The organism is Arcticibacter tournemirensis (assembly GCF_006716645.1).
Lineage (GTDB): Bacteria > Bacteroidota > Bacteroidia > Sphingobacteriales > Sphingobacteriaceae > Arcticibacter > Arcticibacter tournemirensis.
In genome coordinates this window covers 4,995,051-5,021,115 of the sequence record NZ_VFPL01000001.1, presented here as the reverse complement: position 1 = coordinate 5,021,115, position 26,065 = coordinate 4,995,051, and the positions used below count along the sequence as shown (strand labels likewise).

At 42.9% G+C, this 26,065-nt stretch carries 27 protein-coding genes; 18 read left to right on the top strand and 9 right to left on the bottom strand.

Annotated elements, in window-relative coordinates; translation table 11 throughout:
• Nucleotides 1-346 precede the first annotated feature (346 nt).
• Complete coding sequence (gene carA, locus BDE36_RS20975) at nucleotides 347-1,444, bottom strand: glutamine-hydrolyzing carbamoyl-phosphate synthase small subunit (RefSeq protein WP_128770502.1); 1,098 nt, start codon at nucleotides 1,442-1,444, stop codon at nucleotides 347-349.
• Nucleotide 1,445: 1 nt separating this feature from the next.
• The gene (locus BDE36_RS20970) at nucleotides 1,446-1,667 is read right to left on the bottom strand and encodes a hypothetical protein (RefSeq protein ID WP_128770503.1); all 222 of its coding nucleotides are present in this window, start codon (nucleotides 1,665-1,667) and stop codon (nucleotides 1,446-1,448) included.
• 149 nt (nucleotides 1,668-1,816) lie between these two features.
• On the opposite strand from BDE36_RS20970, the gene panB reads away from it, so the two are divergent.
• From panB to BDE36_RS20925, 9 genes are all read left to right on the top strand, one after another.
• Nucleotides 1,817-2,632, top strand: a complete 816-nt coding sequence (panB, locus tag BDE36_RS20965; RefSeq protein WP_141816375.1) for a 3-methyl-2-oxobutanoate hydroxymethyltransferase — start codon at nucleotides 1,817-1,819, stop codon at nucleotides 2,630-2,632.
• A gap of 136 nt (nucleotides 2,633-2,768) precedes the next feature.
• Nucleotides 2,769-3,485, top strand: a complete 717-nt coding sequence (locus BDE36_RS20960) for an RluA family pseudouridine synthase (protein WP_128770505.1) — start codon at nucleotides 2,769-2,771, stop codon at nucleotides 3,483-3,485.
• A 135-nt stretch (nucleotides 3,486-3,620) separates the two neighbouring features.
• A complete protein-coding gene (locus BDE36_RS20955; RefSeq protein WP_141816374.1) occupies nucleotides 3,621-4,232 on the top strand; it encodes a lysophospholipid acyltransferase family protein in 612 nt (203 codons plus the stop codon).
• 2 nt (nucleotides 4,233-4,234) lie between these two features.
• Nucleotides 4,235-5,326 (top strand): glycosyltransferase family 2 protein, encoded by a 1,092-nt coding sequence (locus BDE36_RS20950; RefSeq protein WP_141816373.1) that lies wholly within the window; start codon nucleotides 4,235-4,237, stop codon nucleotides 5,324-5,326.
• A 150-nt stretch (nucleotides 5,327-5,476) separates the two neighbouring features.
• Nucleotides 5,477-6,115 carry a carotenoid biosynthesis protein gene (locus BDE36_RS20945; protein WP_235904335.1) on the top strand — a complete coding sequence of 213 codons (639 nt, stop codon included), beginning with the start codon at nucleotides 5,477-5,479 and terminating at the stop codon, nucleotides 6,113-6,115.
• A 245-nt stretch (nucleotides 6,116-6,360) separates the two neighbouring features.
• Entirely contained in the window at nucleotides 6,361-7,209 is an 849-nt protein-coding gene (locus BDE36_RS20940; RefSeq protein WP_141816372.1) for a 4-hydroxy-3-methylbut-2-enyl diphosphate reductase, read from the top strand.
• A 3-nt stretch (nucleotides 7,210-7,212) separates the two neighbouring features.
• Nucleotides 7,213-7,884, top strand: coding sequence for a fatty acid desaturase (locus BDE36_RS20935; protein WP_141816371.1), 672 nt, complete (start codon nucleotides 7,213-7,215; stop codon nucleotides 7,882-7,884).
• A gap of 78 nt (nucleotides 7,885-7,962) precedes the next feature.
• Nucleotides 7,963-8,982: a ferrochelatase gene (gene hemH / locus BDE36_RS20930; protein ID WP_141816370.1), complete on the top strand. Its 1,020-nt coding sequence runs from the start codon at nucleotides 7,963-7,965 to the stop codon at nucleotides 8,980-8,982.
• Between the two features lie 37 nt (nucleotides 8,983-9,019).
• Entirely contained in the window at nucleotides 9,020-10,030 is a 1,011-nt protein-coding gene (locus tag BDE36_RS20925) for an FAD:protein FMN transferase (RefSeq protein ID WP_141816369.1), read from the top strand.
• Here the strand turns inward: BDE36_RS20925 and BDE36_RS20920 are convergent.
• Complete coding sequence (locus BDE36_RS20920) at nucleotides 10,024-11,235, bottom strand: 3-deoxy-D-manno-octulosonic acid transferase (protein ID WP_338080175.1); 1,212 nt, start codon at nucleotides 11,233-11,235, stop codon at nucleotides 10,024-10,026. The two genes, BDE36_RS20925 and BDE36_RS20920, sit on opposite strands and share 7 nt — an antisense overlap.
• 239 nt (nucleotides 11,236-11,474) lie before the next feature.
• Here BDE36_RS20920 and BDE36_RS20915 point away from each other — a divergent pair, with 239 nt between their 5' ends.
• The 4 genes from BDE36_RS20915 (at nucleotide 11,475) to rfbB (ending at nucleotide 16,042) form a co-directional block, all read left to right on the top strand.
• On the top strand, nucleotides 11,475-12,788 hold the full coding sequence (locus tag BDE36_RS20915; protein ID WP_128770513.1) for a UDP-glucose dehydrogenase family protein: 1,314 nt from the start codon (nucleotides 11,475-11,477) through the stop codon (nucleotides 12,786-12,788).
• The gene (locus tag BDE36_RS20910) at nucleotides 12,788-13,777 is read left to right on the top strand and encodes a UDP-glucuronic acid decarboxylase family protein (protein ID WP_128770514.1); all 990 of its coding nucleotides are present in this window, start codon (nucleotides 12,788-12,790) and stop codon (nucleotides 13,775-13,777) included. The genes BDE36_RS20915 and BDE36_RS20910 overlap by 1 nt, the downstream gene beginning before the upstream one ends.
• A gap of 4 nt (nucleotides 13,778-13,781) precedes the next feature.
• Nucleotides 13,782-14,807: a UDP-glucose 4-epimerase GalE gene (galE, locus tag BDE36_RS20905; protein ID WP_128770515.1), complete on the top strand. Its 1,026-nt coding sequence runs from the start codon at nucleotides 13,782-13,784 to the stop codon at nucleotides 14,805-14,807.
• A 185-nt stretch (nucleotides 14,808-14,992) separates the two neighbouring features.
• Nucleotides 14,993-16,042, top strand: a complete 1,050-nt coding sequence (rfbB, locus tag BDE36_RS20900) for a dTDP-glucose 4,6-dehydratase (protein WP_141816367.1) — start codon at nucleotides 14,993-14,995, stop codon at nucleotides 16,040-16,042.
• A gap of 108 nt (nucleotides 16,043-16,150) precedes the next feature.
• Here the strand turns inward: rfbB and BDE36_RS20895 are convergent, their stop codons facing one another.
• The 4 genes from BDE36_RS20895 to BDE36_RS20880 all read right to left on the bottom strand — a co-directional run bounded on the left by BDE36_RS20895 (nucleotide 16,151) and on the right by BDE36_RS20880 (nucleotide 19,225).
• Complete coding sequence (locus BDE36_RS20895; protein WP_141816366.1) at nucleotides 16,151-17,395, bottom strand: ABC transporter permease; 1,245 nt, start codon at nucleotides 17,393-17,395, stop codon at nucleotides 16,151-16,153.
• A gap of 67 nt (nucleotides 17,396-17,462) precedes the next feature.
• On the bottom strand, nucleotides 17,463-17,876 hold the full coding sequence (locus BDE36_RS20890) for a DUF6691 family protein (protein ID WP_141816365.1): 414 nt from the start codon (nucleotides 17,874-17,876) through the stop codon (nucleotides 17,463-17,465).
• A gap of 1 nt (nucleotide 17,877) precedes the next feature.
• The gene (locus BDE36_RS20885) at nucleotides 17,878-18,447 is read right to left on the bottom strand and encodes a YeeE/YedE family protein (RefSeq protein ID WP_141816364.1); all 570 of its coding nucleotides are present in this window, start codon (nucleotides 18,445-18,447) and stop codon (nucleotides 17,878-17,880) included.
• 139 nt (nucleotides 18,448-18,586) lie between these two features.
• Complete coding sequence (locus BDE36_RS20880; RefSeq protein WP_141816363.1) at nucleotides 18,587-19,225, bottom strand: Crp/Fnr family transcriptional regulator; 639 nt, start codon at nucleotides 19,223-19,225, stop codon at nucleotides 18,587-18,589.
• A gap of 113 nt (nucleotides 19,226-19,338) precedes the next feature.
• On the opposite strand from BDE36_RS20880, the gene BDE36_RS20875 reads away from it, so the two are divergent.
• On the top strand, nucleotides 19,339-21,018 hold the full coding sequence (locus BDE36_RS20875) for an FAD-dependent oxidoreductase (protein ID WP_128770521.1): 1,680 nt from the start codon (nucleotides 19,339-19,341) through the stop codon (nucleotides 21,016-21,018).
• A 9-nt stretch (nucleotides 21,019-21,027) separates the two neighbouring features.
• Here BDE36_RS20875 and BDE36_RS20870 read toward each other — a convergent pair whose 3' ends face one another.
• Nucleotides 21,028-22,512 (bottom strand): phytoene desaturase family protein, encoded by a 1,485-nt coding sequence (locus BDE36_RS20870; RefSeq protein ID WP_141816362.1) that lies wholly within the window; start codon nucleotides 22,510-22,512, stop codon nucleotides 21,028-21,030.
• Between the two features lie 130 nt (nucleotides 22,513-22,642).
• Here BDE36_RS20870 and BDE36_RS20865 point away from each other — a divergent pair, with 130 nt between their 5' ends.
• Genes BDE36_RS20865 through BDE36_RS20850 form a run of 4 tightly spaced genes read left to right on the top strand, consistent with a single transcriptional unit; the run spans nucleotide 22,643 to nucleotide 24,940 of the window.
• Nucleotides 22,643-23,479: a phytoene/squalene synthase family protein gene (locus BDE36_RS20865; protein WP_141816361.1), complete on the top strand. Its 837-nt coding sequence runs from the start codon at nucleotides 22,643-22,645 to the stop codon at nucleotides 23,477-23,479.
• A gap of 12 nt (nucleotides 23,480-23,491) precedes the next feature.
• The gene (locus BDE36_RS20860; protein WP_141816360.1) at nucleotides 23,492-24,019 is read left to right on the top strand and encodes a hypothetical protein; all 528 of its coding nucleotides are present in this window, start codon (nucleotides 23,492-23,494) and stop codon (nucleotides 24,017-24,019) included.
• Complete coding sequence (locus BDE36_RS20855; RefSeq protein ID WP_141816359.1) at nucleotides 24,012-24,701, top strand: lycopene cyclase domain-containing protein; 690 nt, start codon at nucleotides 24,012-24,014, stop codon at nucleotides 24,699-24,701. Before BDE36_RS20860 ends, BDE36_RS20855 begins: the two co-directional genes overlap by 8 nt.
• Nucleotides 24,701-24,940, top strand: coding sequence for a cytochrome b5 domain-containing protein (locus BDE36_RS20850; RefSeq protein ID WP_128770525.1), 240 nt, complete (start codon nucleotides 24,701-24,703; stop codon nucleotides 24,938-24,940). The genes BDE36_RS20855 and BDE36_RS20850 overlap by 1 nt, the downstream gene beginning before the upstream one ends.
• A gap of 137 nt (nucleotides 24,941-25,077) precedes the next feature.
• Here the strand turns inward: BDE36_RS20850 and BDE36_RS20845 are convergent, their stop codons facing one another.
• On the bottom strand, nucleotides 25,078-25,995 hold the full coding sequence (locus tag BDE36_RS20845) for a PfkB family carbohydrate kinase (RefSeq protein ID WP_128770526.1): 918 nt from the start codon (nucleotides 25,993-25,995) through the stop codon (nucleotides 25,078-25,080).
• Nucleotides 25,996-26,065: the final 70 nt, after the last annotated feature.

Here is a 26,065-nt window from a genome sequence, read left to right as displayed (position 1 = left end):
TTTTTTTATTAATTATTAATACCTAATTGGCTTTTTTGTTTTATGGATGATCTTCTTTGCGTGATTCAAAAGAAGGATACATCGTATAGATAAACACTAAGCAGGCAGGCCAAAAGTAGTGTTTTTGTATGTTTCAAAAATAACGAATATTACATTAATTTGTGATTTAGCGCACAGTGGCTGACCGCTGTCCGCCGGCTTTTAACTATTGGCAATTAGCTTTGGATTTCATGTCAGACCATTGCCTGGCACTCTTTCAGTATTTTCGCCGGAGCCAATAGCTAACGGCCAAATGCCAATTGCTAACAAAAAAGCCGCTTGCCCAACCAGGCAAGCGGCTTTTTCGTTATTGCATCATATCCACGAACTGATCGAACAGATAGCGCGAATCATGCGGGCCTGGCGACGACTCGGGGTGATACTGTACCGAGAAAGCCTTTTTGTTCTTAACCCTGATGCCTTCTATCGAATTATCGTTCAAGTTTACATGGGTGATTTCTACCTTGTCGGAGTCGCGCACGTCATCGGCAACTACACCAAAGCCATGATTCTGCGATGTTACTTCACAATGATCAAGGATGATGTTTTTTACCGGATGATTTAAACCGCGATGTCCGTTAAACATCTTTTGCGTACGTATATCATTTGCCAGCGCCAGCAGCTGGTGACCTAAGCAGATGCCAAATAGGGGTTTATCAGCAGACAATACTTTCTTTACCGTTTCTACGGCATAAGGCATTGCAGAAGGGTCGCCCGGACCGTTCGAAATGAAGTATCCGTCGGGAGCCCATTTCTCCATCTCTTCAAAAGATGTTTTGGCAGGGAACACTTTCGCATAAACATCACGGTGATCAAAATTGCGGAGAATATTCTTCTTTACACCAAGATCAAGTACCGCAATTTTATGCCGGCCATCTTCCTTTCCGTAAAAATAGGGTTCTTTGGTGCTTACCTTCGAAGAAAGCTCAAGGCCTGCCATGGAAGGCACTTCTGAAAGTTTTTGCTTTAACTCTTCAATGTCAAGAATCTCTGAGGAGATAATGGCATTCATTGCTCCTTTATCCCTTATGTGGCGAACAAGAGCCCGGGTATCAACATCAGAAATACCAATAAGGTTTTCCTCCTGGAAATAGTCCTGTATGGATTTCTCCGACATCTTTCTGCTGTAGGCAATGTTAAAATTCTTGCAAACAAGTCCGGCGATCTTTATGTCTCCTGATTCTGTTTCTTCACTGGTTACACCATAGTTGCCGATATGGGCATTGGTAGTAACCATGATCTGACCAAAGTAAGAAGGGTCGGTAAAGATTTCCTGATACCCTGTCATCCCCGTATTGAAACAAATTTCCCCGGTAGTAGTGCCGATTTTTCCAGCCGCTTTTCCATTGAATACCGTTCCGTCTTCGAGCAGGAGTACAGCAGGTAATTTGATGTAGTTGATCATTTCAGTTTATGTGGTATGAATTTTTAATATGTTGTTGGTTGATAGTGTCATTCAGCCACTCGTGTGATGCAAACTCTACGCCGGGACCATAAGCTATAATAAATCCTTTTCCATCCGTATCCCAAAGATTGATGTCAGAAAATAAATGAAAAAGCTTGAGTTTCCCGGTAGAATCACCCGGTTCCGAGTACAACAGACTGAAGCAGTTGTCTTCAATTTTCACAGGGGACAAAGGTAGATAAATAATGTCGAATACGGAAGGGTTATGTGATAAAAAAGAGTCAGGCCCGTGTCCGTTTTAAATAGTTGAACTGGAATTATTTTATTGAATTTTACATGTACATTTGCCACGAATTTAAATTGAAAGCCGATATGTCAGTTAATTCAGTGATTAAACGGATCACTACAAACACGCTGCAGGATATGAAGATGCGGGGTGAAAAGATTGCAATGCTCACATCCTATGATTACTCGATGGCGAAAATTGTGGATGATGCCGGAATAGATGTTATCCTGGTAGGCGACTCCGCCTCGAATGTTATGGCCGGTCATGAAACAACGCTTCCGATTACGCTCGATCAGATGATCTATCATGCTGCGTCTGTTGTAAGGGCTGCAAAAAGGAGTCTTGTTGTTGTCGATCTTCCTTTTGGTTCATACCAGGGAAATTCAAAGGAGGCTTTGCATTCAGCTATCAGGATCATGAAAGAGTCGGGCGCCCATGCGGTTAAGCTCGAAGGCGGACAGGAGATTTGTGAGTCGGTAGCGCGTATTATCACCGCCGGCATCCCGGTAATGGGCCATCTGGGTTTGACTCCGCAGTCGATCCATAAGTTTGGAACTTATACGGTACGGGCAAAGGAAGAAGCTGAAGCTAATAAGCTGAAGGCAGATATCATAGCCTTGCAGGAAGCTGGCTGCTTTGCCACAGTGCTTGAGAAAATCCCGGCTAAACTGGCAGAAGAAGCTACCGCAAGCGTGAAGATTCCCACTATCGGCATTGGCGCCGGTCCGGGTTGCGATGGCCAGGTTCTGGTGATCCATGACATGCTCGGTCTTAATAAGGGATTTAAGCCAAGGTTTCTGCGGCAGTATCTCAATCTCTTTGATGAAATTAACGGTGCGGTAAAAGCCTATCTTAATGATGTTAAAGCGGGTGACTTTCCGGATGAAAAGGAACAATACTAGCTTAGTATCAGGTATCTAGTATCAGGTAGCTAGCATCAGGTATCAAGAAACAAGAATCAGGAATTAAATATTGGGGGTTTGCGCACGTGAAACCACCATACTTACTTTCAAAGCAAAAAACAGCTTTTTTTAGATAATGGGCAAATCAAACTTTCAAACTCCCGCTTCAGATATTACTGATCTGGATATCCTGTACGAGGATAATCATCTGATTGCAGTGAATAAAAGGGGGGGAGATATCGTGCAGGTTGACGATACAGGTGACGAACCTTTAGACGAAAAGGTTAAAAGATATCTGACGAAAAAATATAATAAACCCAATGGCGCATTTCTGGGAGTTGTGCACCGGCTTGATCGCCCTGTAAGCGGTGTGATCCTCTTTGCAAAAACCAGCAAGGCTCTTGACCGGATAAATAGTATGTTTAAAAACAGGGAGATGAAAAAAACTTACCTGGCGGTGGTGCGGAACCGGCCGGTCCCCGAAAGTGGTAACCTTGTTCACTGGCTTGTTAAAAACCCTCAGAAGAACGTTACTACTGCTTACGATCATGAAGTAACAGGCAGCCTGCGTTCTGAGCTTAATTATAAGCTGATAGGAGAGGTTGGAGGATATTATCTTATCGAAGTAGATCCAATTACAGGTCGGCCCCATCAGATCAGGGTTCAGCTCTCTACATTAAAATGCCCCATCGTAGGTGATAATAAATATGGTTATCCGAGGGGAAGCCTGAGGAAGACTATTTCTCTTCATGCTAAAAGACTTCGTTTTATTCATCCGGTAAAGAAAGAAGAAGTAGTGATTGAGGCGCCCTTGCCCCATGACGGTTTTTGGGAAAAGTTTGAGGGCTTATAAGAGTTGTAAGAGTTGTAAGTTGCAGGTTGTGGGTTGTGGGGAATTAGATATTTTTCCGGGGTTTAGGTTCTGATAAATGCGGCGAACGGTTCCTGTTACTATTTTATTCTAACCTTAAATACATTAACTTGCAGCATGCATAAGCGTGTTGTAAAAGCTTTCTTTTCGTGGTACATCAGCCGGATTATTGGCCGCGACTTTAGGGAATTCTCTTTCCATCAACCTGTTTTTGATCAGGACAGGGCTGTGCTCCTTATCGCTAATCATTTTTCATGGTGGGATGGCTTTCTGATGTTTGAGCTTAATAAGCGACTCTTTAAAAAGAACTTCCATGTGATGGTAAATGAAGAAAACTACCGAAAACTGTGGTTTCTTAAATATCTCGGTGCTTTTCCGGTCAAAAAGCACTCCAAGAGTGTTGTGGAGGCTCTCGAGTATGCAGGCAAACTTTTGAATGATAAGAGTAACCTGGTATTGGTGTTTCCGCAGGGGAAATTATATTCGTCGCATACCCACGAGATAAAGTTTGAGAAAGGCTTGCTTAATCTCATCAATTCGTCCGACAAAAGATTTCAATACGTTTTTGCTGCTTCTTTCGTTGATTATTTTGAAAACCGCAAGCCCTCTGTTAATTGTTATCTGATGAGCTGGGAAGATGCCGAGTTTACTAGTCTGCAACTAATTAAACGGGCTTATAATAAACATTACGAAATTTCGCGGAATTTGCAAAACCGCACTATCGTTTAACCATGTTGATATATTATGTAGTCTTCTTCTTTCTCATACTTCGGTTTGCTGTCACCTTATTCAATTTTATTTCCAATCCGAAGCTAAACAAGACTGCAAGAAAGTACACTGATTTGGTTTCAATTGTTATTCCGGCAAGGAACGAACAGCACGATATCTTAAAGCTCCTTGAATCTATTAAGCACCAGGATTATCAAAATTTTGAAGTGATTGTGCTTGACGATTCCTCTACGGACCTTACATATGATATCTGTGCAAACTTCGTCAAAACAGACAACCGTTTTAGGGTAGTGAGGGGAGAGCCTCTGCCCGAAGGATGGCTGGGGAAGAACTTTGCATGCCACCAGCTGGCACATCTGGCCGTAGGAAGATATTTATTGTTTCTTGATGCCGACACTTTTATATCACCCGGACTGATTAATAATTCGATTAACCGGATGAAGATGGGGAAATTGACATTATTAAGCCTTTTTACAAACCAGGTAATGAGCACATTGGGAGAATGGATGGTGGTTCCCCTGATGCACTTTTTACTGCTTAACCTGCTTCCTCTGCGCCTGGTGCGCCTCACCAGGAATACTGCATTCTCTGCTGCAAGCGGCCAGTTCATGTTGTTTGATGCTTCGAACTATCATAGTCATCATTGGCATGCGCAGGTTAAAGACCGTGTAGTTGAGGATATTGCAATTATGAAACTGATAAAAGCTTACCAGTATAAAGCAGAGGCTTTACTCGCCAATGGATTTGTTTCTTGCCGGATGTATACAGGCTTTAAAGAAGCCGCTGCTGGATTTAGTAAGAATCTGCTTGCCGGGTTTAATAATAATATTGCCGGACTAATATGTTATTTGCTGCTCGTTATGATGGGACCTCTTTTCATCGCTTTGTATCTGGATATCCAGCTGCTATTTTTTGCTGTCACGCTGATAATCCTTTCGCGCCTGATGATTTCCTTATTAAGCGGGCAGAATCCACTGGTTAATATTTTACTCCACCCTTTTCAGATGGCTGCATTTGTGCTTATATCTTTTTTGTCGATACAAAAACATTTGACCAAAACAATTACCTGGAAGGGGCGGAGAGTGGAGAATTGAATGTTGAGAGGAGAGTGGAGAGTTGAATGTTGAGAGTGGAAAGTTGAGGATTGAAAGTTGAACGTTAAAAGTTTAAAGTCGAAGCTTGACGCATATCGTGCTGTCGGGCAGAATTGAACGACTTGATGCTTGTTTTGGATATACGAATTAATGAAGCTGAGCCGTAACTCAATATGTGTTTTACTGATCGTGATATTTCACGTAGTGGGGCTGACAGGCTTTATGGTGCCGGCGTTCAATGGGCTATTTAAGCAGCTTGTACCATTTCACCTGCTGCTGATGCTGTTTCTAATGATCTTCAGTCAGCCGGAGAAGAACTCCTCATTTTATATATTCCTTGTTATTACATATATAGCGGGATATACGATAGAGCTGATTGGAGTGCATACAGGAATGATCTTCGGCGAATATTCTTATGGGAGCACTTTAGGCCTGAAACTGATGGAAATACCCCTGATGATTGGAGTTAACTGGATCCTGGTGATCTATTCCGCCGGAATGCTTGTAAAATCTATAGGTATAAAAAATACTGTTTTAGCTGCAGCTGTGGGATCCACATTTGTCACACTGCTCGACTTTGTGATAGAGCCCGTGGCTATTCGCTTTGATTACTGGTCATGGAAAACCTACGATATTCCCCCGCAGAATTATGTTGCATGGTACCTGTTTTCTTTTGCACTGTTATACCTTTTTATGCATCTCCCTTTTAAGAAACATAATCCAGCTGCGCCAGTCTTGTTTATAACGCAATTTTTGTTTTTCCTCATTCTTTTGATAATGGACAATTGACAATTGACAAAGGACAATGGACAATTAACAAGGGAGAATTGACAATGGACAATTGACAAGGGAGAATTGACAGTCGACAATGGATAAGGGACGATGGACAGTTGACAGGGGACAATTCAAAATGGGCGGAGGATAAATAAAAATAACGTTGATAATGTTTTCACTTTCAATTGTCAATTTTCAACTGTCAATTATGGAAACCGCCTTCCTAACATTATTTCTGTATTTTTGTATTAGTTAAGGATATGAGCTACAATCTTGAGGTTACGATAGATACAAATTCCGGCTTTTGTTTTGGGGTTGTATATGCCATTGATATGGCGGAGGAGATTCTCCGGGAAGAGGGATATTTATACTGTCTGGGAGATATTGTGCATAACGATGAGGAAGTTGAGCGTCTCAAGGCGCAAGGTTTAAGGATTATAGATCATGAACATCTTAAGGATCTTCATGGAGAGAAAGTCCTTATCAGGGCGCATGGCGAAGCTCCTGAAACTTACCGGATTGCGCTGAAAAATAATATTACGCTGATCGACGCTTCTTGTCCGGTGGTGTTAAAGCTGCAAAACAGGATAAAGACGTCGCACGAAGAAAAGGAACCGATCCTTATTTTCGGGAAACATGGTCATGCAGAAGTAATTGGATTACAGGGGCAGACAAATAATGAGGCACTGGTGTTCCAGGACCTCTCAGAACTGGATAATATGGATCTTCCTAAAAAGTTCACATTATACAGCCAGACAACAAAGAGTACGGATAAATTTTACCAGATAAAGGATGAATTGATCAGGCGTGGTTACGATGTTGATGCAAATGATACTATATGCAGGCAGGTTTCTAATCGCGATGAGCAACTCAGGGGCTTCGTAACCAACTTCAATAAGATAGTATTTGTGTCGGGGAAGAAATCGTCGAACGGGAAAGTTTTATATGAAGTTTGCCGTAAGTATAATCCCGATACTTATTTTATTTCAGGCGTGGAAGAATTGAAGGCCGACATGTTTCACCCTGGTGATAAAGTAGGTATCTGTGGCGCTACATCTACACCTCTATGGCTTATGGAGAAGGTTAAGAGAACCCTCGAAGAATACTAGGCCATGAATCAAGCATCTAAGGCAGGGCTGTTTGTTGCAATCGCTGTAATTGTTACATGGCTGGTCTGTCTTGTGTTTTTGTTAAGGTGGCAGTTTTCATGGAGCAATCCTGTGGTGTACCTCATGGTGTTGGTGCAAATGCACCTGTATACCGGACTTTTTATTACAGCGCACGATGCGATGCATGGTACCATCTATCCCTCCGAAAGAGTGAATTTTATAACAGGTCAGATCTGCACAGCTCTATATGCCGCTTTTTCTTTTAAAAAACTAAACATCAAACATCATCAGCATCATAAATACGTGCATTCAGATCTTGATCCTGATTATTCTGAAGGAAGCTTCATAAGATGGTACTTCAAGTTTATGCCTGAATATATGTCGGTCTTGCAGTTCATATGTATGGCCGTGTCGTTTAATGTTCTAGCTATGTGGTTCCCGCAGAAAAACCTCGTGCTCTTTTGGGTAGCTCCGGCACTGTTAAGCACTCTGCAGCTATTTTACTTTGGTACATGGTTACCACATCACGGTGAGCATAATAATAAGCATTATTCAGGGACTCAGAAAAAGAACCACTTGCTTGGCTTTTTAAGCTGCTATTTCTTCGGCTATCATTACGAGCATCATGAATACCCCGGTATACCCTGGTGGAAGTTATGGAAGACGAAACCCTGAAAAAGTATTTACTAAGTCAAATCCGTTCTTTACTATATCAATAACGAGCTGGCCAACTTATATTTGTGCCGAATCAATATGAGCAAACAAGGAATCTTATTAGTAAACTTAGGTACTCCCGATAGTCCTTCTGTTAGTGACGTACGCCGTTATCTTGATGAATTTTTGATGGATGAGCGGGTGATCGATATCAGTGCGGTAGGCAGGACTCTCCTTGTTAAGGGGATCATTGTTCCTTTCCGGGGACCTAAATCAGCCAAAACATATCAGAAAGTGTGGACGGAAAACGGCTCGCCCCTGCTTTTTTATAGTGTAAGGGCCGCAGAGCTGCTTCAGAGGAAGCTTGGCGACGACTATTGTGTAGCACTTGGAATGAGGTATCAGAACCCTTCCATTGCGGTGGCGTTGGAGAAGCTTAAAGCAGCAGGTGTGAAAAGTATTAAGGTGATTCCTTTGTTCCCGCAGTATGCTTCTGCAACCACAGGTTCTGTTCATCAGAAAGTAATGGAACAGGTGAGCAAGTGGCAAACTATTCCTTCCATCTCTTTTTTGAACTCCTATCATGATGAGCCGGGAATGATCGAAATTTTCGCAGCTAATGGACTGAAGTATCAGCCCGAAACTTTTGATCATATCATATTCAGTTTTCACGGGTTGCCGCAACGTCAGCTTATAAAGGCAGATGATAGTAAAAAGCATTGCCTTCAGTCTGCTGATTGCTGTTCGCGCTTAACCGACGTCAACAGGTTTTGCTATTCAGCCCAATGCCACAATACAGCGAGGCTGATTGCAGAAAGGCTTTCGATTCCTAAGGAGAAATATACAGTGACATTCCAGTCACGTCTTGGTAAAGACCCCTGGGCCCAGCCTTATACCAGCGAAGTGATACACTCTCTGGGGAAAGGTGGTGCCAAACGCTTGTTGGTATTCAGTCCGGCATTTGTTGCCGACTGTCTTGAAACGATCTATGAGATTGCCGAAGAATACGACCTCGAGTTTAAGGCACTCGGTGGTGAGAAAGTGCAACTGGTTGAGAGTTTGAATGATAAAGCTGAATGGATCGATGTGCTGGCACAACTTGCAGTCAGACCGGTATGATGTGAGATTTACACCGATATATTTCGAATAAGCTGATATGAAGGTCCTATCGTTTTTGATTTTAGCGTTGTTTTTCTGGTGTTTTCCTCAAACTGACAAGCTAAAGCCATTTCATCTTTCCGGTTACACACAAGGTACTACCTATCATATTACCTATTATGCAAAAGACAGCCTCGTCAATCAAGGTGAAATTGAATATATACTTGCAGGCATAGATAGCTCGCTATCGGTTTATAAACCTTATTCATTGATTTCAAAGTTTAACGCCTCAGATAGAGCGGTTAAAGCAGACCGTCATCTCAAAGCTGTGGTTAATAAGTCAAAAGAGGTTTTTGAAAAAACTGGTGGCATCTTTGATATCACCATTCAGCCTCTCGTAGAGGCCTGGGGTTTTGGAGCCAAAGCTGGTAATGATATCCCCGACTCTGCAGCCGTAGGAAGACTGATGAACTGCGTAGGTATGGAAAAGCTTCATTTATCTAAAGACAGTTTGGTTAAAGATTCGCGCTGCTTACAGATCGACGTCAATGGCATTGCTCAGGGCTACAGTGTAGATATTCTTGCATCTTATCTTGAACGAAGGGGTATAAGAAACTATCTTGTAGAGATAGGTGGCGAGATCAGGATAAAGGGAAGGAGACAGCCAGATGGAGGACTTATGTCTGTTGGAGTGGAGGGACCTGCGGATGATTTTAATCCGGAACCTTTGCAGAAGATATTATATGTCGGCGATGGAGCAATTACGACGTCGGGCAACTACCGGAAATATTATCAGAAAGGGAACCGGAAGATATCGCACCTTATAGATGCGCGTACCGGCTACCCGATACAAAATGAACTGATCAGCGTTACCCTGTGGGCAAAAGACGCAATTACCGCCGACGGATATGATAATGCTTTAATGGGCATGGGGCTGGAGAATGCTATTGCTTTTACAAGCCGGCAAAAGAATCTCGAGGCGTACCTGATCTATCACAAACCGGATGGTTCAGTTGCTGATACCGCCTCAGCCGGTTTTTATAAGCTTATGAAAAAGGATCGTTATTGAATCGTTTTTGCTAAGAAACGAATTATAGTACCAGTTGCTCCCTTTTGATCCTGAACGAAGTTACCTGCAGCACTGCCTGCCTGTTTTCTGAAAACTTCGTCCTGAAGGTTTTGCATGACGCTGCGGAGCTCGGCTTCATTAGCTATTGTGAAACCTCCGCCGTTACTGATCAACGATTTTGCTTCAAGGAACTTCTGATAGTTTGGACCAAAAATAACCGGTATGCCAAAAGCTGCTGCTTCGAGGGTATTATGTATCCCTACTCCAAATCCGCCGCCAATGTAGGCAATCCCGCCGTATTGGTAAAGAGAAGATAGCATGCCTATATTGTCGATAATGAGAAGCTGTGGGTTGGTGACAGCCTTTACATCACTGGATTCATCAGCCGAAAGAACGGAGTACCGAATAGAAGCTCCCTTTGGAAGTTTGTCTTCAAGCGCTTTTATTTTTTCGGGTTTTATCTCATGCGGTGCGAGGACAAATTTCCAGTCGGGGTAGGCCTTTACCAACGCCGCGATGAGGTTTTCATCTTCCGGCCAGGTACTCCCTGCAACGAAAACTTTCGAGTCGCCGCAAAACTTCTTTACTATTTCAAACTGTTTTGGAGCCTGGGCGTTTTCAGCTACCCTGTCAAACCGCGTATCTCCGCTCACCGTGACGTTGTTAATATGGATGCGTTTCAGCATTCCGGCGCTGAATTCATCCTGTACGAAAAAATGAGAAACAAAACTTAGGATCTTCCGGTTCAGGCTGCCGTACCATTTAAAGAATGGCTGATTCTCGCGGAAAATAGCGGAGATAATATAAAGGGGAATGCCGCTTCTGTTTAATTGTTTATAGTAATGATACCAGTACTCGTACTTCGTAAAAATGACAAATTTGGGATTGATCAGCTCAATGAACCTCTTCGCATTTTGTCTTGTGTCCAGCGGCAGATAAAATACGTGATCTGCCAGTGAATAATTTTTTCTTAACTCATATCCTGAAGGGGAGAAGAATGTTATGACAATGGGATTTGCCGGATATGCTTTTTTTACTTGTTCAAGAACGGGTCGTCCCTGTTCAAACTCACCTAAAGACGCAAAATGAAACCAAATATGCTTTTGCTGAGCGTTAACCTGGGCGGCTATGTTCTCAAAAATATTTCTTCTTCCATCGACCCAAAGACGAGCCTTGGGATTGAAGAAATGCAGTAAAAATAACAATATGTTATACAGTTTAATACCCAAGTTATAGAGAAATACCATATAATTGCTTATTATTTTATCTTCGTGAAAATTACTGTTAATCGTCGCCGAAATTACAGTTTAATATTCAATAGTATGATTGAAGAAATAAATTATAACAAATGTCATACTTGCAACCGTATAAATCTTTCAGGTCTGTATGATGACGACTTAACCATGAAAATGTTAATAAATAACAATAAAAGAAATAGATCCTTATGAAAATTGCGGTAGTAGGAACCGGATATGTCGGGCTGGTAACCGGGACGTGTCTTGCAGAAACAGGAAACGATGTAACCTGTGTAGATATCAATGAAGAAAAGGTTGAAAAAATGAACCGGGGGCAGATTCCGATCTATGAACCAGGACTTGAGACTCTATTTTACAGGAACATTGCACAAAGACGGCTTGATTTTACCTCTAATCTGGCCGATGCTATTAAAGATGCAAAGATCATTTTTCTGGCATTACCCACTCCTCCCGGTGATGATGGCAGTGCAGATCTCAGTTATGTACTGGGAGCCGCTAAAGATATTGCCGGTTTGATAACCGATTATAAAGTAGTGGTCACCAAGTCTACCGTTCCTGTAGGCACCGCAGATAAGGTAACTGCGGTTTTTAGGGCGAACACTTCTGTGGAAGTAGATGTGGTGTCTAACCCCGAGTTTTTAAGGGAAGGGGTTGCTGTAGAGGATTTTATGAAGCCGGACAGAGTGGTTGTTGGAACCCGTAGTGAACGGGCCCGCAAACTGATGGAAGAACTATACGGACCTTATGTACGCTCAGGAAATCCTATCATTTTCATGGATGAACGTTCTTCGGAACTGACTAAGTACGCTGCAAACTCATTCCTTGCTACAAAAATCACTTTTATGAATGAAGTAGCGAACCTTTGTGAACTGGTCGGTGCAGATGTGGATATGGTGAGAAGAGGGATTGGTGCTGATGCCAGGATCGGCAAACGTTTTCTTTTCCCGGGAGTAGGTTATGGCGGAAGCTGTTTCCCTAAAGATGTACAGGCCTTAGCAAAGTCGGCATCGGAGGTAAACTACGACTTCAGCATACTCAATTCGGTTATGTCTGTAAACGAGAAACAGAAAGTAGTTATTGTTGAGAAGATGCGCCGGTATTACAAAGGGGATTTGAAAGGTAAAAAGTTTGCAATGTGGGGACTAGCCTTTAAGCCGGAAACCGACGACATCCGGGAGGCTCCTGCTTTGTATATTATCGATGAACTTCTGAAAGAAGGTGCTGAAATCGTTGCTTACGACCCCGAAGCTATGGAAAATGTAAAAAGGTTGAAGGGGGATACTATAAAATATGCCGCCGATGCATATGAAGCGGTACAGGGAGCTGATGCCCTGATCATTGTAACGGAATGGTCCTTGTTCAGGACTCCTGATTTTGACAGGATAGAAGCAGGTTTGAAGTCGCGCGTAATCTTTGACGGAAGAAACTTATACGACCTTCAAAAGATGATTGATTGCGGGTATTATTATAATAGTATCGGAAGAAAGACTATAGAAAACTAATGGCAGGAAAACGAATTTTGATAACCGGCGCTGCCGGTTTTCTGGGCTCACATCTATGTGACCGTTTTATAAATGAGGGATTCAATGTAATTGCGATGGACAACCTGATCACAGGTGATTTGCGCAATATTGAACATCTTTTTAAGCTGGAGAACTTCGAGTTTTATCATCATGATGTTTCCAAGTTTGTACATGTGTCGGGTGATCTTGATTATATTCTCCATTTCGCCTCACCGGCAAGTCCAATCGATTACCTGAAAATCCCCATACAGACCTTAAAGGTCGGTTCGCTTGGTATTCACAATTTATTGGGTCTGGCAAAGGAAAAGAAAGCGCGGATATTAATTGCTTCCACGTCGGAAGTATACGGCGATCCAAATGTCAATCCGCAGCCCGAGGAATACTGGGGCAACGTTAACCCGGTTGGCCCGCGTGGAGTATACGACGAAGCCAAGCGCTTCCAGGAAGCGATGACCATGGCGTATCATACTTTTCATGGTGTAGAAACCAGAATTGTAAGGATCTTTAATACATATGGTCCCCGCATGCGTTTGAACGACGGACGGGTGCTGCCTGCCTTTATAGGACAGGCTATCAGGGGCGAAGACCTCACTGTATTCGGAGATGGAAGTCAAACAAGATCTTTTTGCTACGTAGATGACCTGATAGAAGGTATTTACCGCCTGCTCTTTTCTGACTATGTGTATCCGGTAAACATCGGTAATCCGGACGAAATCACAATCAAAGAGTTCGGCGAGGAGATAATTAAGCTTACCGGCACTAAACAGCAGTTAATAACAAAGCCTCTTCCTGTTGATGATCCGAAGCAAAGAAGGCCAGATATTACCAAAGCGAGAGAAATTCTGGGATGGGAACCAAAAGTTTCGAGGGCTGAGGGATTAAAGATTACCTATGAATACTTCAAGTCGCTCCCTACAGAAGTGATCGAGAAGATTGAGCATAAGGATTTTACAAGTTATAATAAATAAACCCATGAACAAAATTTTAGTAACAGGTGGAACCGGATATATTGGCTCCCACACTGTTGTTGAGCTTCAGCAGGCCGGTTATGAAGTTGTAATTGTTGATAATCTCGACAATTCAAGTATCGGCATTCTTGATCAGATAACGAAGATTTCGGGCATCAGACCCACCTTCCATGAGCTTGATCTGTGTGAAGAAGAAAAAGTGAAAGATCTGATCGCCAACAATCCTGATATTTCAGGTGTCATCCATTTTGCGGCGCATAAAGCAGTGGGTGAGTCTGTACAACAGCCACTCAAATATTACCGGAATAATTTTTTCTCACTCATTAATCTTCTCACAGCATTTGCAGGCAGAAAGGTTAATTTCGTGTTTTCTTCATCATGTACTGTTTACGGTCAGCCTGATAAATTACCCGTGACGGAAGAGGCTCCGGTAAAAAAGGCAGAATCGCCTTACGGAAACACGAAGCAGATATCAGAAGAAATACTGTCGGAAACAGCTTCTGTGAATCCGAATTACCATATCATTTCTTTAAGATATTTTAATCCGGTAGGCGCGCATGAGTCGGCTTTGATCGGCGAACTGCCTATTGGTGTGCCTCAAAACCTTGTGCCTTTTATTACGCAAAGCGCTATCGGCAAAAGAGGGCCTATAACGGTTTATGGAAGTGATTACAACACTCCGGACGGAAGTTGCATTCGTGACTATATTCATGTTGTAGATCTTGCAAAAGCTCATATTGCTGCATTGAGGCGTCAGGAAGCAGAGAAAATGTCAGGTAATTACGAAATCTTTAACGTTGGTACTGGCAAAGGGAGCTCGGTACTTGAAGTGATTAAGGCATTCGAAAGCAGCACAGGTGTAAAGCTTAATTATAAGATAGGTGAGCGTCGTGAGGGAGATGTTGAACAGGTTTGGGGCGATGTGTCGAAAGCAGAACAGGAATTGAACTGGAAAGCCGGACTTGGACTCGACGAAATGATGCGCTCTGCCTGGGCTTGGGAAAACTATATTAACGAACATCCTTTGTAAAAGGTTGTATGAGTTGCAGGTTGTGAGTTGCGGGTGGTATGTTGTGAGTCGCGTGTTTAAGTTTGAGTTATGAATTTGCTTCCGGGAGAAGCCTGTTCTCCTCAACTCGCACCCTACACAACCAACATCTTACATCTCACTACCTACAACTTACAACACGCAACCCGCAACGCACATCAAAAAGAATGAAGACGATATTAATTACCGGAGGGGCCGGATTTATTGGATCTCACGTTGTAAGACGTTTTGTAAACACCTATCCCGAATACCAGATTGTCAATCTTGATAAGCTGACTTATGCGGGTAACCTGGCCAATTTGCGCGACATAGAAGATGCTCCGAATTATAGTTTTATAAAAGGAGATATTGTAGACACTACTTTTATTGAGAGCTTATTCGAGAAGGAGAAGCCGGATGCAGTTATTCACCTGGCTGCCGAATCGCACGTTGATCGGTCAATAACAAGTCCCATTGATTTTGTAATGACGAATGTTGTGGGCACTGTGAATCTTTTGAATGCAGCCAGAAATCTATGGAAAGGTGATTACGGGAGCAAACGCTTTTATCATGTTTCTACAGACGAGGTTTACGGAACCCTGGGTGAGGATGGCATGTTCACAGAAGAGACGCCCTATGATCCACATAGTCCGTATTCTGCTTCTAAAGCCAGTTCGGACCATTTTGTGAGGGCTTATCATGATACTTACGGCTTAAATGCAGTAATATCAAATTGCTCCAATAATTATGGCTCTTTTCATTTCCCTGAGAAACTTATTCCTCTTGCAATAAACAATATCAAGAATAACAAGCCCGTGCCTGTTTATGGAAAGGGAGAAAATATTCGCGACTGGTTATGGGTTGAGGACCATGCCCGGGCAATAGATGTGATTTTTCACAACGCAAAGGCGGGAGATACCTATAATATCGGCGGACATAATGAATGGAAAAATATCGATCTGATTCGCGTGTTATGCCGGATTATGGACACCAAACTAGGTCGTGATGCTGGTACTTCAGAGAAGCTTATAACCTTTGTTACCGACCGGGCAGGTCACGATCTTCGCTATGCGATAGACTCAGGCAAGCTCCAACGCGAGCTAGGATGGACGCCAAGTCTTCAGTTTGAAGAGGGTCTGGAGAAAACCGTTGATTGGTACCTGAACAATGATGAGTGGCTTGAAAATGTCACATCTGGCAATTACCAGGAGTATTATCTGAAGCAGTATAAGATGTAAGGGGGTTATGAGATGTGAGTTGTGAGTTGTAGGTTGTGAGATATAAGTTGTGAGATTTAGGGGGGCAATTAAAATCTTACAACCCGCAACTCACAACCTGCAACCAGTTTATTCATATCGCAGCGCTTCAACCGGGTCGAGACGTGAAGCTTTTGATGCCGGATAGAACCCTGATATGATTCCTACGGAAACGCAAAGTATCACACCCAGGACAATCCATGCCCATGGAATGATAAAACTGGCGCCAAGAACCATTGCCACCAGGTTTCCTATGAGTATGCCGAGAACAATGCCTGCCAGGCCTCCGAAAAGGCATATGATAATAGCTTCTAATAAAAACTGCTGTCTGATAATTGCAGGCGTGCCGCCAATCGCTTTTCGTATACCGATTTCGCGCGTTCGCTCGGTAACAGAAACAAGCATAATATTCATCAGTCCGATAGAAGCACCTGCGAGCGTTACAAAAGCAATCACAATAGCCGCGAGCGTAACATATTTGATATTCTCGAGTAAGGTTTGAACGATAGCATCGCTCTTGGTTATCTCAAAATTGTCATCCATCCCGGCTTTCAGTCCCCTTATATTTCTGAACAGGGCGGTTGCTTCACCAATAGCCGTTTCGGTCACTTGCGGATTATTGTTCATTACCGTGATCGTATAAGAAGGCTGGTTAGAAGTCATGATCTGCCGGGCCTTAAGAAGCGGAACTACGCAGATCTTATCTCCACCAAAGCCTGCTCCGGCGCCCTTTTCTTCAAACAAGCCAACGATCCTGAATTTATTACCTCCTATAAGGATGGGCTTGTCAATCGGATTGGACTTGGGGAAGAGCCTTGTTTTTATCTCATAGCCTATTATAACGACGTTACTGCCGTAGTCGACCTCATTTTGAGAGAAGTTTCTTCCCGCCGCGAGGACAAACCCGCCTGTAGTGATATAATTCTCGTCGCCGCCAAGAACATTTATGTTGGGATTCGTTTTTTCACTTCCGTATTTCACGGTAGCCCCCTGAGTTGCAAAAGTGTTTACTGAAACAAGCGCAGGGAAAGTAAATTCTTCCTTAAAGGCAATAGCTTCCCTGAAGGTAATTGATTTGTATCGTTTAGCACGCTGGCCTTCTCCTCCTATTCTGATTCCAAGTCCGCGGTTCCTGATCGTAAATGAATTGGCGCCCATCTTTGAAAAAGTATTATTCAGTGAGCTCTTTATGGCATCAATAGAAGTTAATATCCCCACTAAAGCCATCAGACCGATTGCTATAATTGCTGCGGTAAGGAATGTTCTGAGTTTGTTGCTTTTTACAGATTGGAGTGCAACCCTCACATTTTCTTTATAGCTTTTGCTTATGGCCATGCAATAAAAGTACTAAATCCTGTTGGTTTAGAGCGAGGATAAGACGATTTGTTACAGGGCAGGGAAGTTAATGAGGTAGTTTATCCTTCAATACTCCGTACACATATGTGCCGAGTAAGGCTCCGCATACTACTACGATAAATGAGAGGTAGCCATACCCTATATTTACAAACATGGGGCCGGGACAAGCGCCAGTGAGAGCCCAGCCCAGGCCAAAAATAACTCCCCCATATAAATACCTTTTCCAGCCTTCGACTTTGTCCCTGAGAACGATTTCTTGTCCGGAAGAGTCTTTGACATTGTATTTTTTGATTATGTATACGATAATTATCCCGGTGATCACTGCTGTGCCTATAATGCCGAACATGTGGAATGACTGGAATCTGAACATTTCCTGAATCCGGTACCACGACATAGCTTCAGACTTGCTCATTACTATCCCGAATAACACACCTGCCAAAATAAAACGTAGTCCTTTCATTCTAAAAAATTAAGGGTAAAAAAATATGGGTCATAATCAAACCACCTGCAAAGAAGCCAACGACAGCAATGAGTGATGCGCGCTGAAGATTTGAAAGACCTGAGATGGCGTGTCCTGAGGTGCAGCCTCCGGCATATCTTGATCCGAAACCTACCAGGAATCCGCCTCCTGCGAGTACAATGATGCCCTTAACGGAAAACAGGAAATCGGTGCCAAATATCTGAGATGGATTCATTTGTCCATCGAACGAAATTCCAAGTTCTTTAAGATCTATGATTGTGGCCGACGACAAGTTCATTGGACTGCTATCCCTTAACAAGGTGCCTGAAATTAGCCCCCCGAGGATTGCTCCTGCCAGGAAAAGAAGGTTCCATTTTTGATCTTTCCAATTGAAGTTAAAGAAGCTTACCTTCTTGCCTGCACCGCACATTGCACAGATCGTACGGAGGTTGGACGAAAAACCGAACTGTTTACCCCAAAGCAGCAGCGTTGCCATGATCGCAGCTATTACAAGCCCCGATACATACCACGACCATGGTTGTCGTATTAAATCTATAATGTTATTTATCATGTTTTCTTACCAAAAATCTCACTAAAATAGTCAACCCTTAGCAGCACAAATCAACTGATTTTGCTTTTTATTTTAGTGTCGCAAAGGTCCGGGTAAATGCACACTCACTCAGTGATAATTGTCACAGTAGTTGATCCCCTTACAGCCATTCGATATAATTGCGAAAGAGCTTTATTTTTTTGTTCTGCTCCATTTTTTTAAGCAATCGCGATACAACTTCTCTGGAAGTACTGAGATCGTTTGCAATCTCCTGATGAGTAATACGAAGCTGGTTAGTTTTCATCTTTTCGTATTGTCCTTTCAGATAAAACTCCAGCCGTTCATCCATCCCTTTAAAAATAATGTTGTCAACCACGGTCAGAAGCTCCTCAAAGCGTGTGCGGTAGGAGTCCAGAACAAAGTAGTACCAGCTTTTGTAATCCCGCATGAGTTCATCCATTAGTTGGATAGGAATCATTAACACGGTGGTAGGTTCAATTGCCTTGGCCATTACCTCACTTGTTTGCTGGCGTGTTGCACAGATGATAGATAAAGCGCAGGCAGAGCCGGGTTCGAGATAATACATGAAGAATTCTTCGCTGCCTGTACCCTCCCGGTAGAGCTTAACTCTGCCCTCGACAATTAAAACGGTAGATCTGAAATATTGGCCTGTTTGCATGAGGATCTCCCCCGCAGAAAAGTTTTTAACGGTGCAATGGCTTATGATCTTTTCTTTTAGTGCCGGTTCAAACTGGCTGAAATGTTTTTCTATATAATAAGCAGGCGAAAAGTCGTCCATAGATTACAAAAGTATTTACTCTGCCTCACGCAAAATAGCTTTAACCCAATAATGTGATTAAAGTTACATTTTATCACGGATTTACTTCCTTACTTTGGCCTAAAATTATTCGAATGAAATACGTTATTATCGGAGGTGTCGCAGGCGGAGCCAGTACCGCTGCACGATTGAGGCGCATGGACGAGAAGGCTGAAATTGTCATTTTTGAAAAAGGAAAGTATATATCCTATGCCAATTGTGGTTTGCCCTATTACATAGGAGACGTTATAAAAGACCGTAATAAACTCTTTGTTCAAACAGCTTCATCCTTTAGCAAAAGATTCAATATCGATGTGCGGGTGAGTACAGAAGTGACAAGGATTAATGTACCGTTCAAAACGGTAACGGCAAGAAATTGCCAGACAGGTGAAGTGTACGAGGAGGATTTTGATAAACTGGTACTTGCTCCCGGAGCAGAGCCCGTGAGGCCGCCGCTGCCGGGGATAGAGCTTGAGGGTATCTTTACACTGAGGAATGTAACGGATACGGATTATATAAAAGAATATATAACGGAGCATAAAACACAACGGGCTGTAGTTATAGGGGCGGGGTTCATTGGGCTTGAGATGGCCGAGAACTTGCACCATTTAGGGGTAGATATTCATATTGTTGAAATGGGTCCGCAAATTCTCGCCCCGCTGGATGCTCCTGTAGCAGCTCTCGTTCAGCAGCATATACGCACTAAAGGGGTGAATTTGCATTTGAACTCTGTTGTAACCGGTTTCGGGAAGAGTGAGGCGGGCGCTTTGAATGTGCTTTTAAAGGATGGAGAGTCGATTGGGTGCGATCTTGTAATCTTATCAATCGGCGTCAGGCCGGATACGAGGCTGGCAGCGCCGGCAGGTCTGCAATTAGGCATAACGGGAGGGATTCTTGTCGACGAGTACCTGCATACATCAGAACCAGATATTTACGCCGTAGGCGACGCTATTGAGTTTACAAATCCAATTACGGGTAAGCCCGCCATTACGTACCTGGCCGGCCCGGCAAATAAGCAGGGGAGAATCTGTGCCAATAATATGGTATTGGGTGATATTCAGAAGTATGAGGGTTCTATTAATACCGCTATTGTTAAAGTCTTCGACATGACAGTAGGTGCGGCTGGCGTACCAGCAAAACATCTTGAGAAAGATGGAATAAAGCATATTGTTTCAACCACTCACAGTGGTTCGCACGCCGGCTATTATCCGGGAGCTCAGCAAATGAGCATTCAAATAACCTTTTCACCTGATACGGGCCAACTTTTAGGGGCGCAGGTAGCCGGTTATGAAGGGGTGGATAAGCGTTTGGATGTGATGTCTTCTGTGATCAAAAACAAAGGTACTTTATTCGATCTCTGCAACTTTGAACACGCGTATGCTCCGCCATTCTCTTCAGCGAAAGATCCTGTAAATATTGCAGGCTTTGTAGCTGAGAATATACTTCAGGGACGGTTGAAAGTTATTCAGGGTAAAGACCTCCGGAATGTGGAAGAAGAGTGTTTTTTACTTGATGTCAGAACCCGCGCAGAGTATGAATCAGGTTGCATCCCTAATGCAGTAAATATTCCCGTCGACGAGCTGAGGGACAGACTGAAGGAGATCCCGGTTGAAAAAAAGGTCATCTTATACTGTCAGATCGGGTTAAGAGGATACCTCGCACAGCGGATTCTCGTGCAGCATGATTTTACAAATGTACTCAACCTGTCTGGTGGTTATTACCTATGGAAGATATGTGACGATGAAATTCACTGTGAGCATACCGCTGTATGTTAATATGTGGTTTTAGGTTGTGGATTGAAGGTATTTTATTGCTTCCCGGGCAGCCACCTGACCGGATATAATAGCAGGAGGGACGCCCGGGCCAGGCACCGTAAGCTGGCCTGTATAAAGAAGATTTTCCACTTTCTTTGAACGTAGTTTCGGTTTCAGGAAGGCAGTTTGCAGCAGCGTGTTGGCAAGTCCGTACGCATTTCCCTTGAAAGAGTGGTAATCTTCTATGAAGTCGTTAATAGCATAACTTCTGTTTACAACTATCGACGGGCGTATGTCCTGTCCGGTGATCGTCTTAAAACGCTCCATTATCATGTTGAAATACTTCTCGCGAATCTCCGGTGTATCGGTCAGGCCGGAAGCAACGGGGATTAGGAAAAACAGGTTTTCGGCTCCGGGGGGCGCTACATGGGGATCGGTTTTAGAGGGACAGCAAACATAAAACAAAGGTTTTTGCGGCCATGCAGGTTCTTTGTAAATCTCTTCAGAATGTTTCTCGAAATCTTCGTCAAAAAACAGGTTGTGGTGCTTTATTCCTTCAACCTTCTTATTCGTTCCGATAAAGAACAGGAGAGAAGAAGGAGATAAAACCCGTTTATCCCAATAAGCTGCGCTGTAATTTTGATATTTCGTTTCCAGAAGCGTTTGATCTGTGTGTTCATAATCCGCATTTGAGATCACCATATCCACATCAAATGATTCGGTTTCGGTCACTACGCTGCTGGCCTTATTATCTATAACCTTAATTTCCTTTATTTCGCTATTTAACTTTATTCTTACGCCCTGTTCCTCTGCAACGGCGACCATAGCTTTAACAATTTCATTCATGCCTCCCATTGGGTACCATGTGCCAAGAGCGAGGTCTGCATAGTTCATCATACTGTAAAGCGCAGGGGTGTTTTTAGCGGTTCCGCCTAAGAACAATACGGGGAACTCAAGCAGCTTAACGATCCTGGGGTTATTAAAATATTTTTTAACATGGGCGCGTATACTTGAGAACATCTGCAATTTGAAACTGGCCGTAAGAAGCCGGATATCCATGTACTCTTTTACAGAATTTGAGGGCCGGAATACGAAGTCGCCCATACCGGTGGAATATTTATATCCAGCCTGCTTCAGGAATATATCAAGGTTAGCCGCCGATCCCGGTTCCAATTGCTCAAACATTTCTTTGAGCTGCGGTATACCAGCAGGGATATCATTATAGTCATTCTTATTCCAGTATATCCGGTATGAAGGATCAATACGCTTTAATTCATAGAAATCGGATGTTTTATGCTTAAATAAGTTAAAAAAGTTCTCGAAAACATCAGGCATCCAGTACCAGCTGGGACCCATGTCGAAGCGAAAGCCATCTTTTTGCCACACCCGGGCCCTGCCCCCGGGCTGCTCGTTCTTTTCATAAATTGTAACATCGTGACCTTCGGCAGCGAGAAGAGCCGCTGCCGCGAGGCCGGCAAATCCTGAGCCGATAATAGCAATTTTTGAACTTTTCATTGCATTAAAAGTAAGTAAAGGGATTGTAAAACGGCGGGTGTGGGGCTGTTTAATTTTTGTACCGATAACCGGTATTAGAAACTTTTGTGCTTAATTTCCGTATTTTGTGATAATGTTGAACCGTGACACTATGATGGATTTGTACACTAGTACTTCTTTTGAGTGCAGCAAGATAGTTACTGAAAGATACAGCACGTCGTTCAGTCAGGGCATCAGGGCTTTTGACAGTAAACTACGGGCCCCTGTTTATGCTATATACGGTTTTGTGAGATACGCAGATGAGATTGTAGATACCTTCCATGACTATAATAAGCGGAAGCTTATCAATCAGTTTAAAAGCGAAATATTTGAAGCGTTAGAAACAGGTATCAGCCTGAATCCAATACTCCATGCTTTTCAAAAAGTAGTACATAAATATAAGATTGAGACTTGCCTGATAAATGCTTTTTTTGCTTCTATGGAGATGGACCTTGAAAAGAAAAGCTATTCTTCAGACTTATATAACACCTATGTTTACGGATCGGCAGAAGTTATCGGCCTAATGTGCCTGCGCGTGTTCTGTGCCGGGGACGATTCATTATATTCCAGGTTATTGCCCGAGGCAAGACGATTAGGTTCGGCATTTCAGAAGATAAACTTTCTGCGGGATATCAAAGCGGATTTTGAAGAACGAGGAAGGGTGTATTTTCCCGGGGTTGATTTTGCGCGTTTTTCAGAATCAGATAAGAAGGAAATTGAAACAGATATTCAAAAGGATTTCGAGGAGGGATTAAAAGGGATCAGGGAATTACCCCGCGCGGCTAAACGGGGAGTGTTTGTCGCTTACCTCTATTACTACGAACTATTCAGGAAAATCAGGTCCCGGCCTGTGGATTTACTAGGCAAAGAAAGAGTGCGTGTTTCGGGCAGAAGGAAATTATACCTGATGGCACGGGCATTGCTTCAAGATAAACTGAATACAATCTGATCCATGACCAATATGATCCGTTACTTTTTTATTCTGTTTGTTCTATCCACGTCCTTTACTAACTTAAACGCCTTCGACATCAAACAGGTGCGACAGGAATTTTATGCAGCCGTTAAAGACAAAGATGCTGCGGAAAAATTCTGTGAAAAGATGAAAGCAATGCGATCTTCGGATCCGCTGCTAACGGCTTATTATGGTTCAGCGCAGGCAATAATGGCAAAACACTCATGGAATCCTTACCGTAAAGTCGCATATTTGAAGAGCGGATTGCATGACCTCGAAAAAGCTGTGGCCAGCAGTCCTGAGAGTCTTGAAATTCGATTCTTGCGATTTAGTGTTGAACACTACATGCCTTCGTTCCTGGGGCTTGGTAAGCATCTCGAGGAAGACCGCAAGAAGATTGTTGAGTTGGTTGAAAAGGACAGTTTTGGTACTGCAGATAGTACACTGGTGAAGAATATTATCATTTTTCTCAAAAAGACAAACCGGTTTAATACCAAAGAAGTTGAAATACTAAATGAGGGCATAAAAAATGGATAAGCAATACACTTATCTGCTTATTAATTTTCTAACATTATTTTTTCCTGTAGTTCTTTCTTTTGATAAAAGAGTGCAGTTTTATAAAAAATGGAAGTTTATATTTCCAGGCTTAATTATAACGGGCGGCTTGTTTTTATTGTGGGATTATCTGTTCACCTTATATGATGTCTGGACATTTAACGCGAAATACCTCATTGGTATATACTTCTTAAACCTCCCTCTCGAAGAGATCCTCTTCTTTATTACAGTGCCCTTTGCTTGTATATTTATTTATGAATGCCTGAATTACTATGTAAAGAAGGACATTTTGGGGCGTATCGGTAATGTTATTAGTCTGTTGATGATTGCACTCAGTATCGTCATGCTGGTGTTGTACTTTAACAGGGTGTATACCCTGATCACTTTTGGTTTGTTGCTGTTTGTAGTCTTGTTCTTTTATATAAAGAGACCTGCATATACCGGCCGGTTCTATCTTGCGTATTTCATTTCACTCATTCCTTTTTATATTGTAAATGGATTGCTGACTTCTTTGCCAGTGGTAATGTATAACGACGCTCAAAATTCGGCGATGAGGGTGGGGACCATTCCTTTTGAGGATCATTTTTATTCCTTGAGTATGCTGCTGGTCAATATCTTGTTTTTCGAATATTTCAGACGGCGTAGTGCCGGAGCCCCTATATAATGGAAGTTGAATTACCTTTTTACACGCTGAAGCAACTTGCTCTCAGGAACGGACAGGATAAACCGGAAATTTGGGTAGCGTATCAGGGTTTTATCTATGATGTATCCGGTAGCCGCTTGTGGCGGAGTGGGAAACACTATGAGCACTGGGCGGGGCAGGATTTGACGGAGGAGCTCTCAGATGCGCCGCATACTGCAAAAGTATTTGAGAAATTTATGGTGATTGGGAGAGTTAAATAAATTGACAATTGACAATTGACAATTGATAATTGACAGTGGATAACTCTGAAAACGGAAGCAGCCCTGGGACTCTTCTTTGTTGCAATAAGCGGCCTGCCGAATGGAATGCGCAGGGCCGCTTACTGAGAATGATTTGTTTATTCAATTACGAAGCTGCTCAGCTTGATAAACTCGCGTACTCTGGCAGCAATTTTTTCCTCGCTTAAGTCCTTCAGTCCCTCAGTTCCGAACTTTTCAACGCAGAACGATGCAAGAGCTGATCCATAAATAATCGCGTTTTTCATATTGTTGAAATTTATAGTGCCTACCCTGGCAAGGTATCCGATAAATCCTCCTGCAAAAGTATCACCAGCGCCGGTAGGATCGAACACATCGGCCAACGGTAAAGCCGGTGCAGAAAAGATCTGGTCGTCGCCAAACAACAAGGCGCCATGTTCACCTTTTTTAATGATCAGATACTTAGGCCCCATCGTTAAGATCTTTCGAGCTGCATTTACCAGTGAATATTCGCCCGAAAGTTGCCTCGCCTCTGCATCGTTTATCGTTAATACATCGACCATCTTAAGCGTATCGAGCAAATCGGAGAGAGCAACGTCCATCCAGAAATTCATGGTATCGAGCACAATAAGTTTAGGCTTCTCCTTGATTCGCTGAATGGTTGTTTGCTGAATTTGTGGTGTTAAGTTGCCGAGCAGGAGATATTCACAGTCCTGGTACGATTCAGGGATTAGGGGATCGAAATCGGCCAGAACGTTCAATTCAGTTACCAAGGTATCCCTGCTGTTCATGTCGATATGGTATTTCCCCGCCCAGAAGAAGGATTTTTCGCCTTCCTTCACCTGCAGCCCTTCCACATCAATTCCGTGGCTCCTTAATACATTTATGTCTTTCTCCTGGAAATCGTCGCCGACAACGCCAACGATTTTTACTTTTTCATAGAAATACGACGCAGCGAGCCCCGCATAAGTTGCAGCTCCGCCCACTATTTTATCTGTTTTCCCGAAAGGTGTTTCTATAGCATCGAAGGCTACAGTACCGGTAATTACTAAGCTCATAAATTTTTTAAAAAAATCTTTCAGCAAATATTGCATAAATAAATTTAATTCCCGAATATTGCAGTCCCAA

Coding starts and splice junctions, on each gene's coding strand:
- carA (WP_128770502.1), bottom strand. CDS start 1,444: ATGATCAACTACATCAAATTACCTGCTGTACTCCTGCTCGAAGACGGA.
- panB (WP_141816375.1), top strand. CDS start 1,817: ATGTCAGTTAATTCAGTGATTAAACGGATCACTACAAACACGCTGCAG.
- BDE36_RS20960 (WP_128770505.1), top strand. CDS start 2,769: ATGGGCAAATCAAACTTTCAAACTCCCGCTTCAGATATTACTGATCTG.
- BDE36_RS20955 (WP_141816374.1), top strand. CDS start 3,621: ATGCATAAGCGTGTTGTAAAAGCTTTCTTTTCGTGGTACATCAGCCGG.
- BDE36_RS20950 (WP_141816373.1), top strand. CDS start 4,235: ATGTTGATATATTATGTAGTCTTCTTCTTTCTCATACTTCGGTTTGCT.
- BDE36_RS20945 (WP_235904335.1), top strand. CDS start 5,477: ATGAAGCTGAGCCGTAACTCAATATGTGTTTTACTGATCGTGATATTT.
- BDE36_RS20940 (WP_141816372.1), top strand. CDS start 6,361: ATGAGCTACAATCTTGAGGTTACGATAGATACAAATTCCGGCTTTTGT.
- BDE36_RS20935 (WP_141816371.1), top strand. CDS start 7,213: ATGAATCAAGCATCTAAGGCAGGGCTGTTTGTTGCAATCGCTGTAATT.
- hemH (WP_141816370.1), top strand. CDS start 7,963: ATGAGCAAACAAGGAATCTTATTAGTAAACTTAGGTACTCCCGATAGT.
- BDE36_RS20925 (WP_141816369.1), top strand. CDS start 9,020: ATGAAGGTCCTATCGTTTTTGATTTTAGCGTTGTTTTTCTGGTGTTTT.
- BDE36_RS20915 (WP_128770513.1), top strand. CDS start 11,475: ATGAAAATTGCGGTAGTAGGAACCGGATATGTCGGGCTGGTAACCGGG.
- BDE36_RS20910 (WP_128770514.1), top strand. CDS start 12,788: ATGGCAGGAAAACGAATTTTGATAACCGGCGCTGCCGGTTTTCTGGGC.
- galE (WP_128770515.1), top strand. CDS start 13,782: ATGAACAAAATTTTAGTAACAGGTGGAACCGGATATATTGGCTCCCAC.
- rfbB (WP_141816367.1), top strand. CDS start 14,993: ATGAAGACGATATTAATTACCGGAGGGGCCGGATTTATTGGATCTCAC.
- BDE36_RS20895 (WP_141816366.1), bottom strand. CDS start 17,395: ATGGCCATAAGCAAAAGCTATAAAGAAAATGTGAGGGTTGCACTCCAA.
- BDE36_RS20890 (WP_141816365.1), bottom strand. CDS start 17,876: ATGAAAGGACTACGTTTTATTTTGGCAGGTGTGTTATTCGGGATAGTA.
- BDE36_RS20885 (WP_141816364.1), bottom strand. CDS start 18,447: ATGATAAATAACATTATAGATTTAATACGACAACCATGGTCGTGGTAT.
- BDE36_RS20880 (WP_141816363.1), bottom strand. CDS start 19,225: ATGGACGACTTTTCGCCTGCTTATTATATAGAAAAACATTTCAGCCAG.
- BDE36_RS20875 (WP_128770521.1), top strand. CDS start 19,339: ATGAAATACGTTATTATCGGAGGTGTCGCAGGCGGAGCCAGTACCGCT.
- BDE36_RS20870 (WP_141816362.1), bottom strand. CDS start 22,512: ATGAAAAGTTCAAAAATTGCTATTATCGGCTCAGGATTTGCCGGCCTC.
- BDE36_RS20865 (WP_141816361.1), top strand. CDS start 22,643: ATGATGGATTTGTACACTAGTACTTCTTTTGAGTGCAGCAAGATAGTT.
- BDE36_RS20860 (WP_141816360.1), top strand. CDS start 23,492: ATGATCCGTTACTTTTTTATTCTGTTTGTTCTATCCACGTCCTTTACT.
- BDE36_RS20855 (WP_141816359.1), top strand. CDS start 24,012: ATGGATAAGCAATACACTTATCTGCTTATTAATTTTCTAACATTATTT.
- BDE36_RS20850 (WP_128770525.1), top strand. CDS start 24,701: ATGGAAGTTGAATTACCTTTTTACACGCTGAAGCAACTTGCTCTCAGG.
- BDE36_RS20845 (WP_128770526.1), bottom strand. CDS start 25,995: ATGAGCTTAGTAATTACCGGTACTGTAGCCTTCGATGCTATAGAAACA.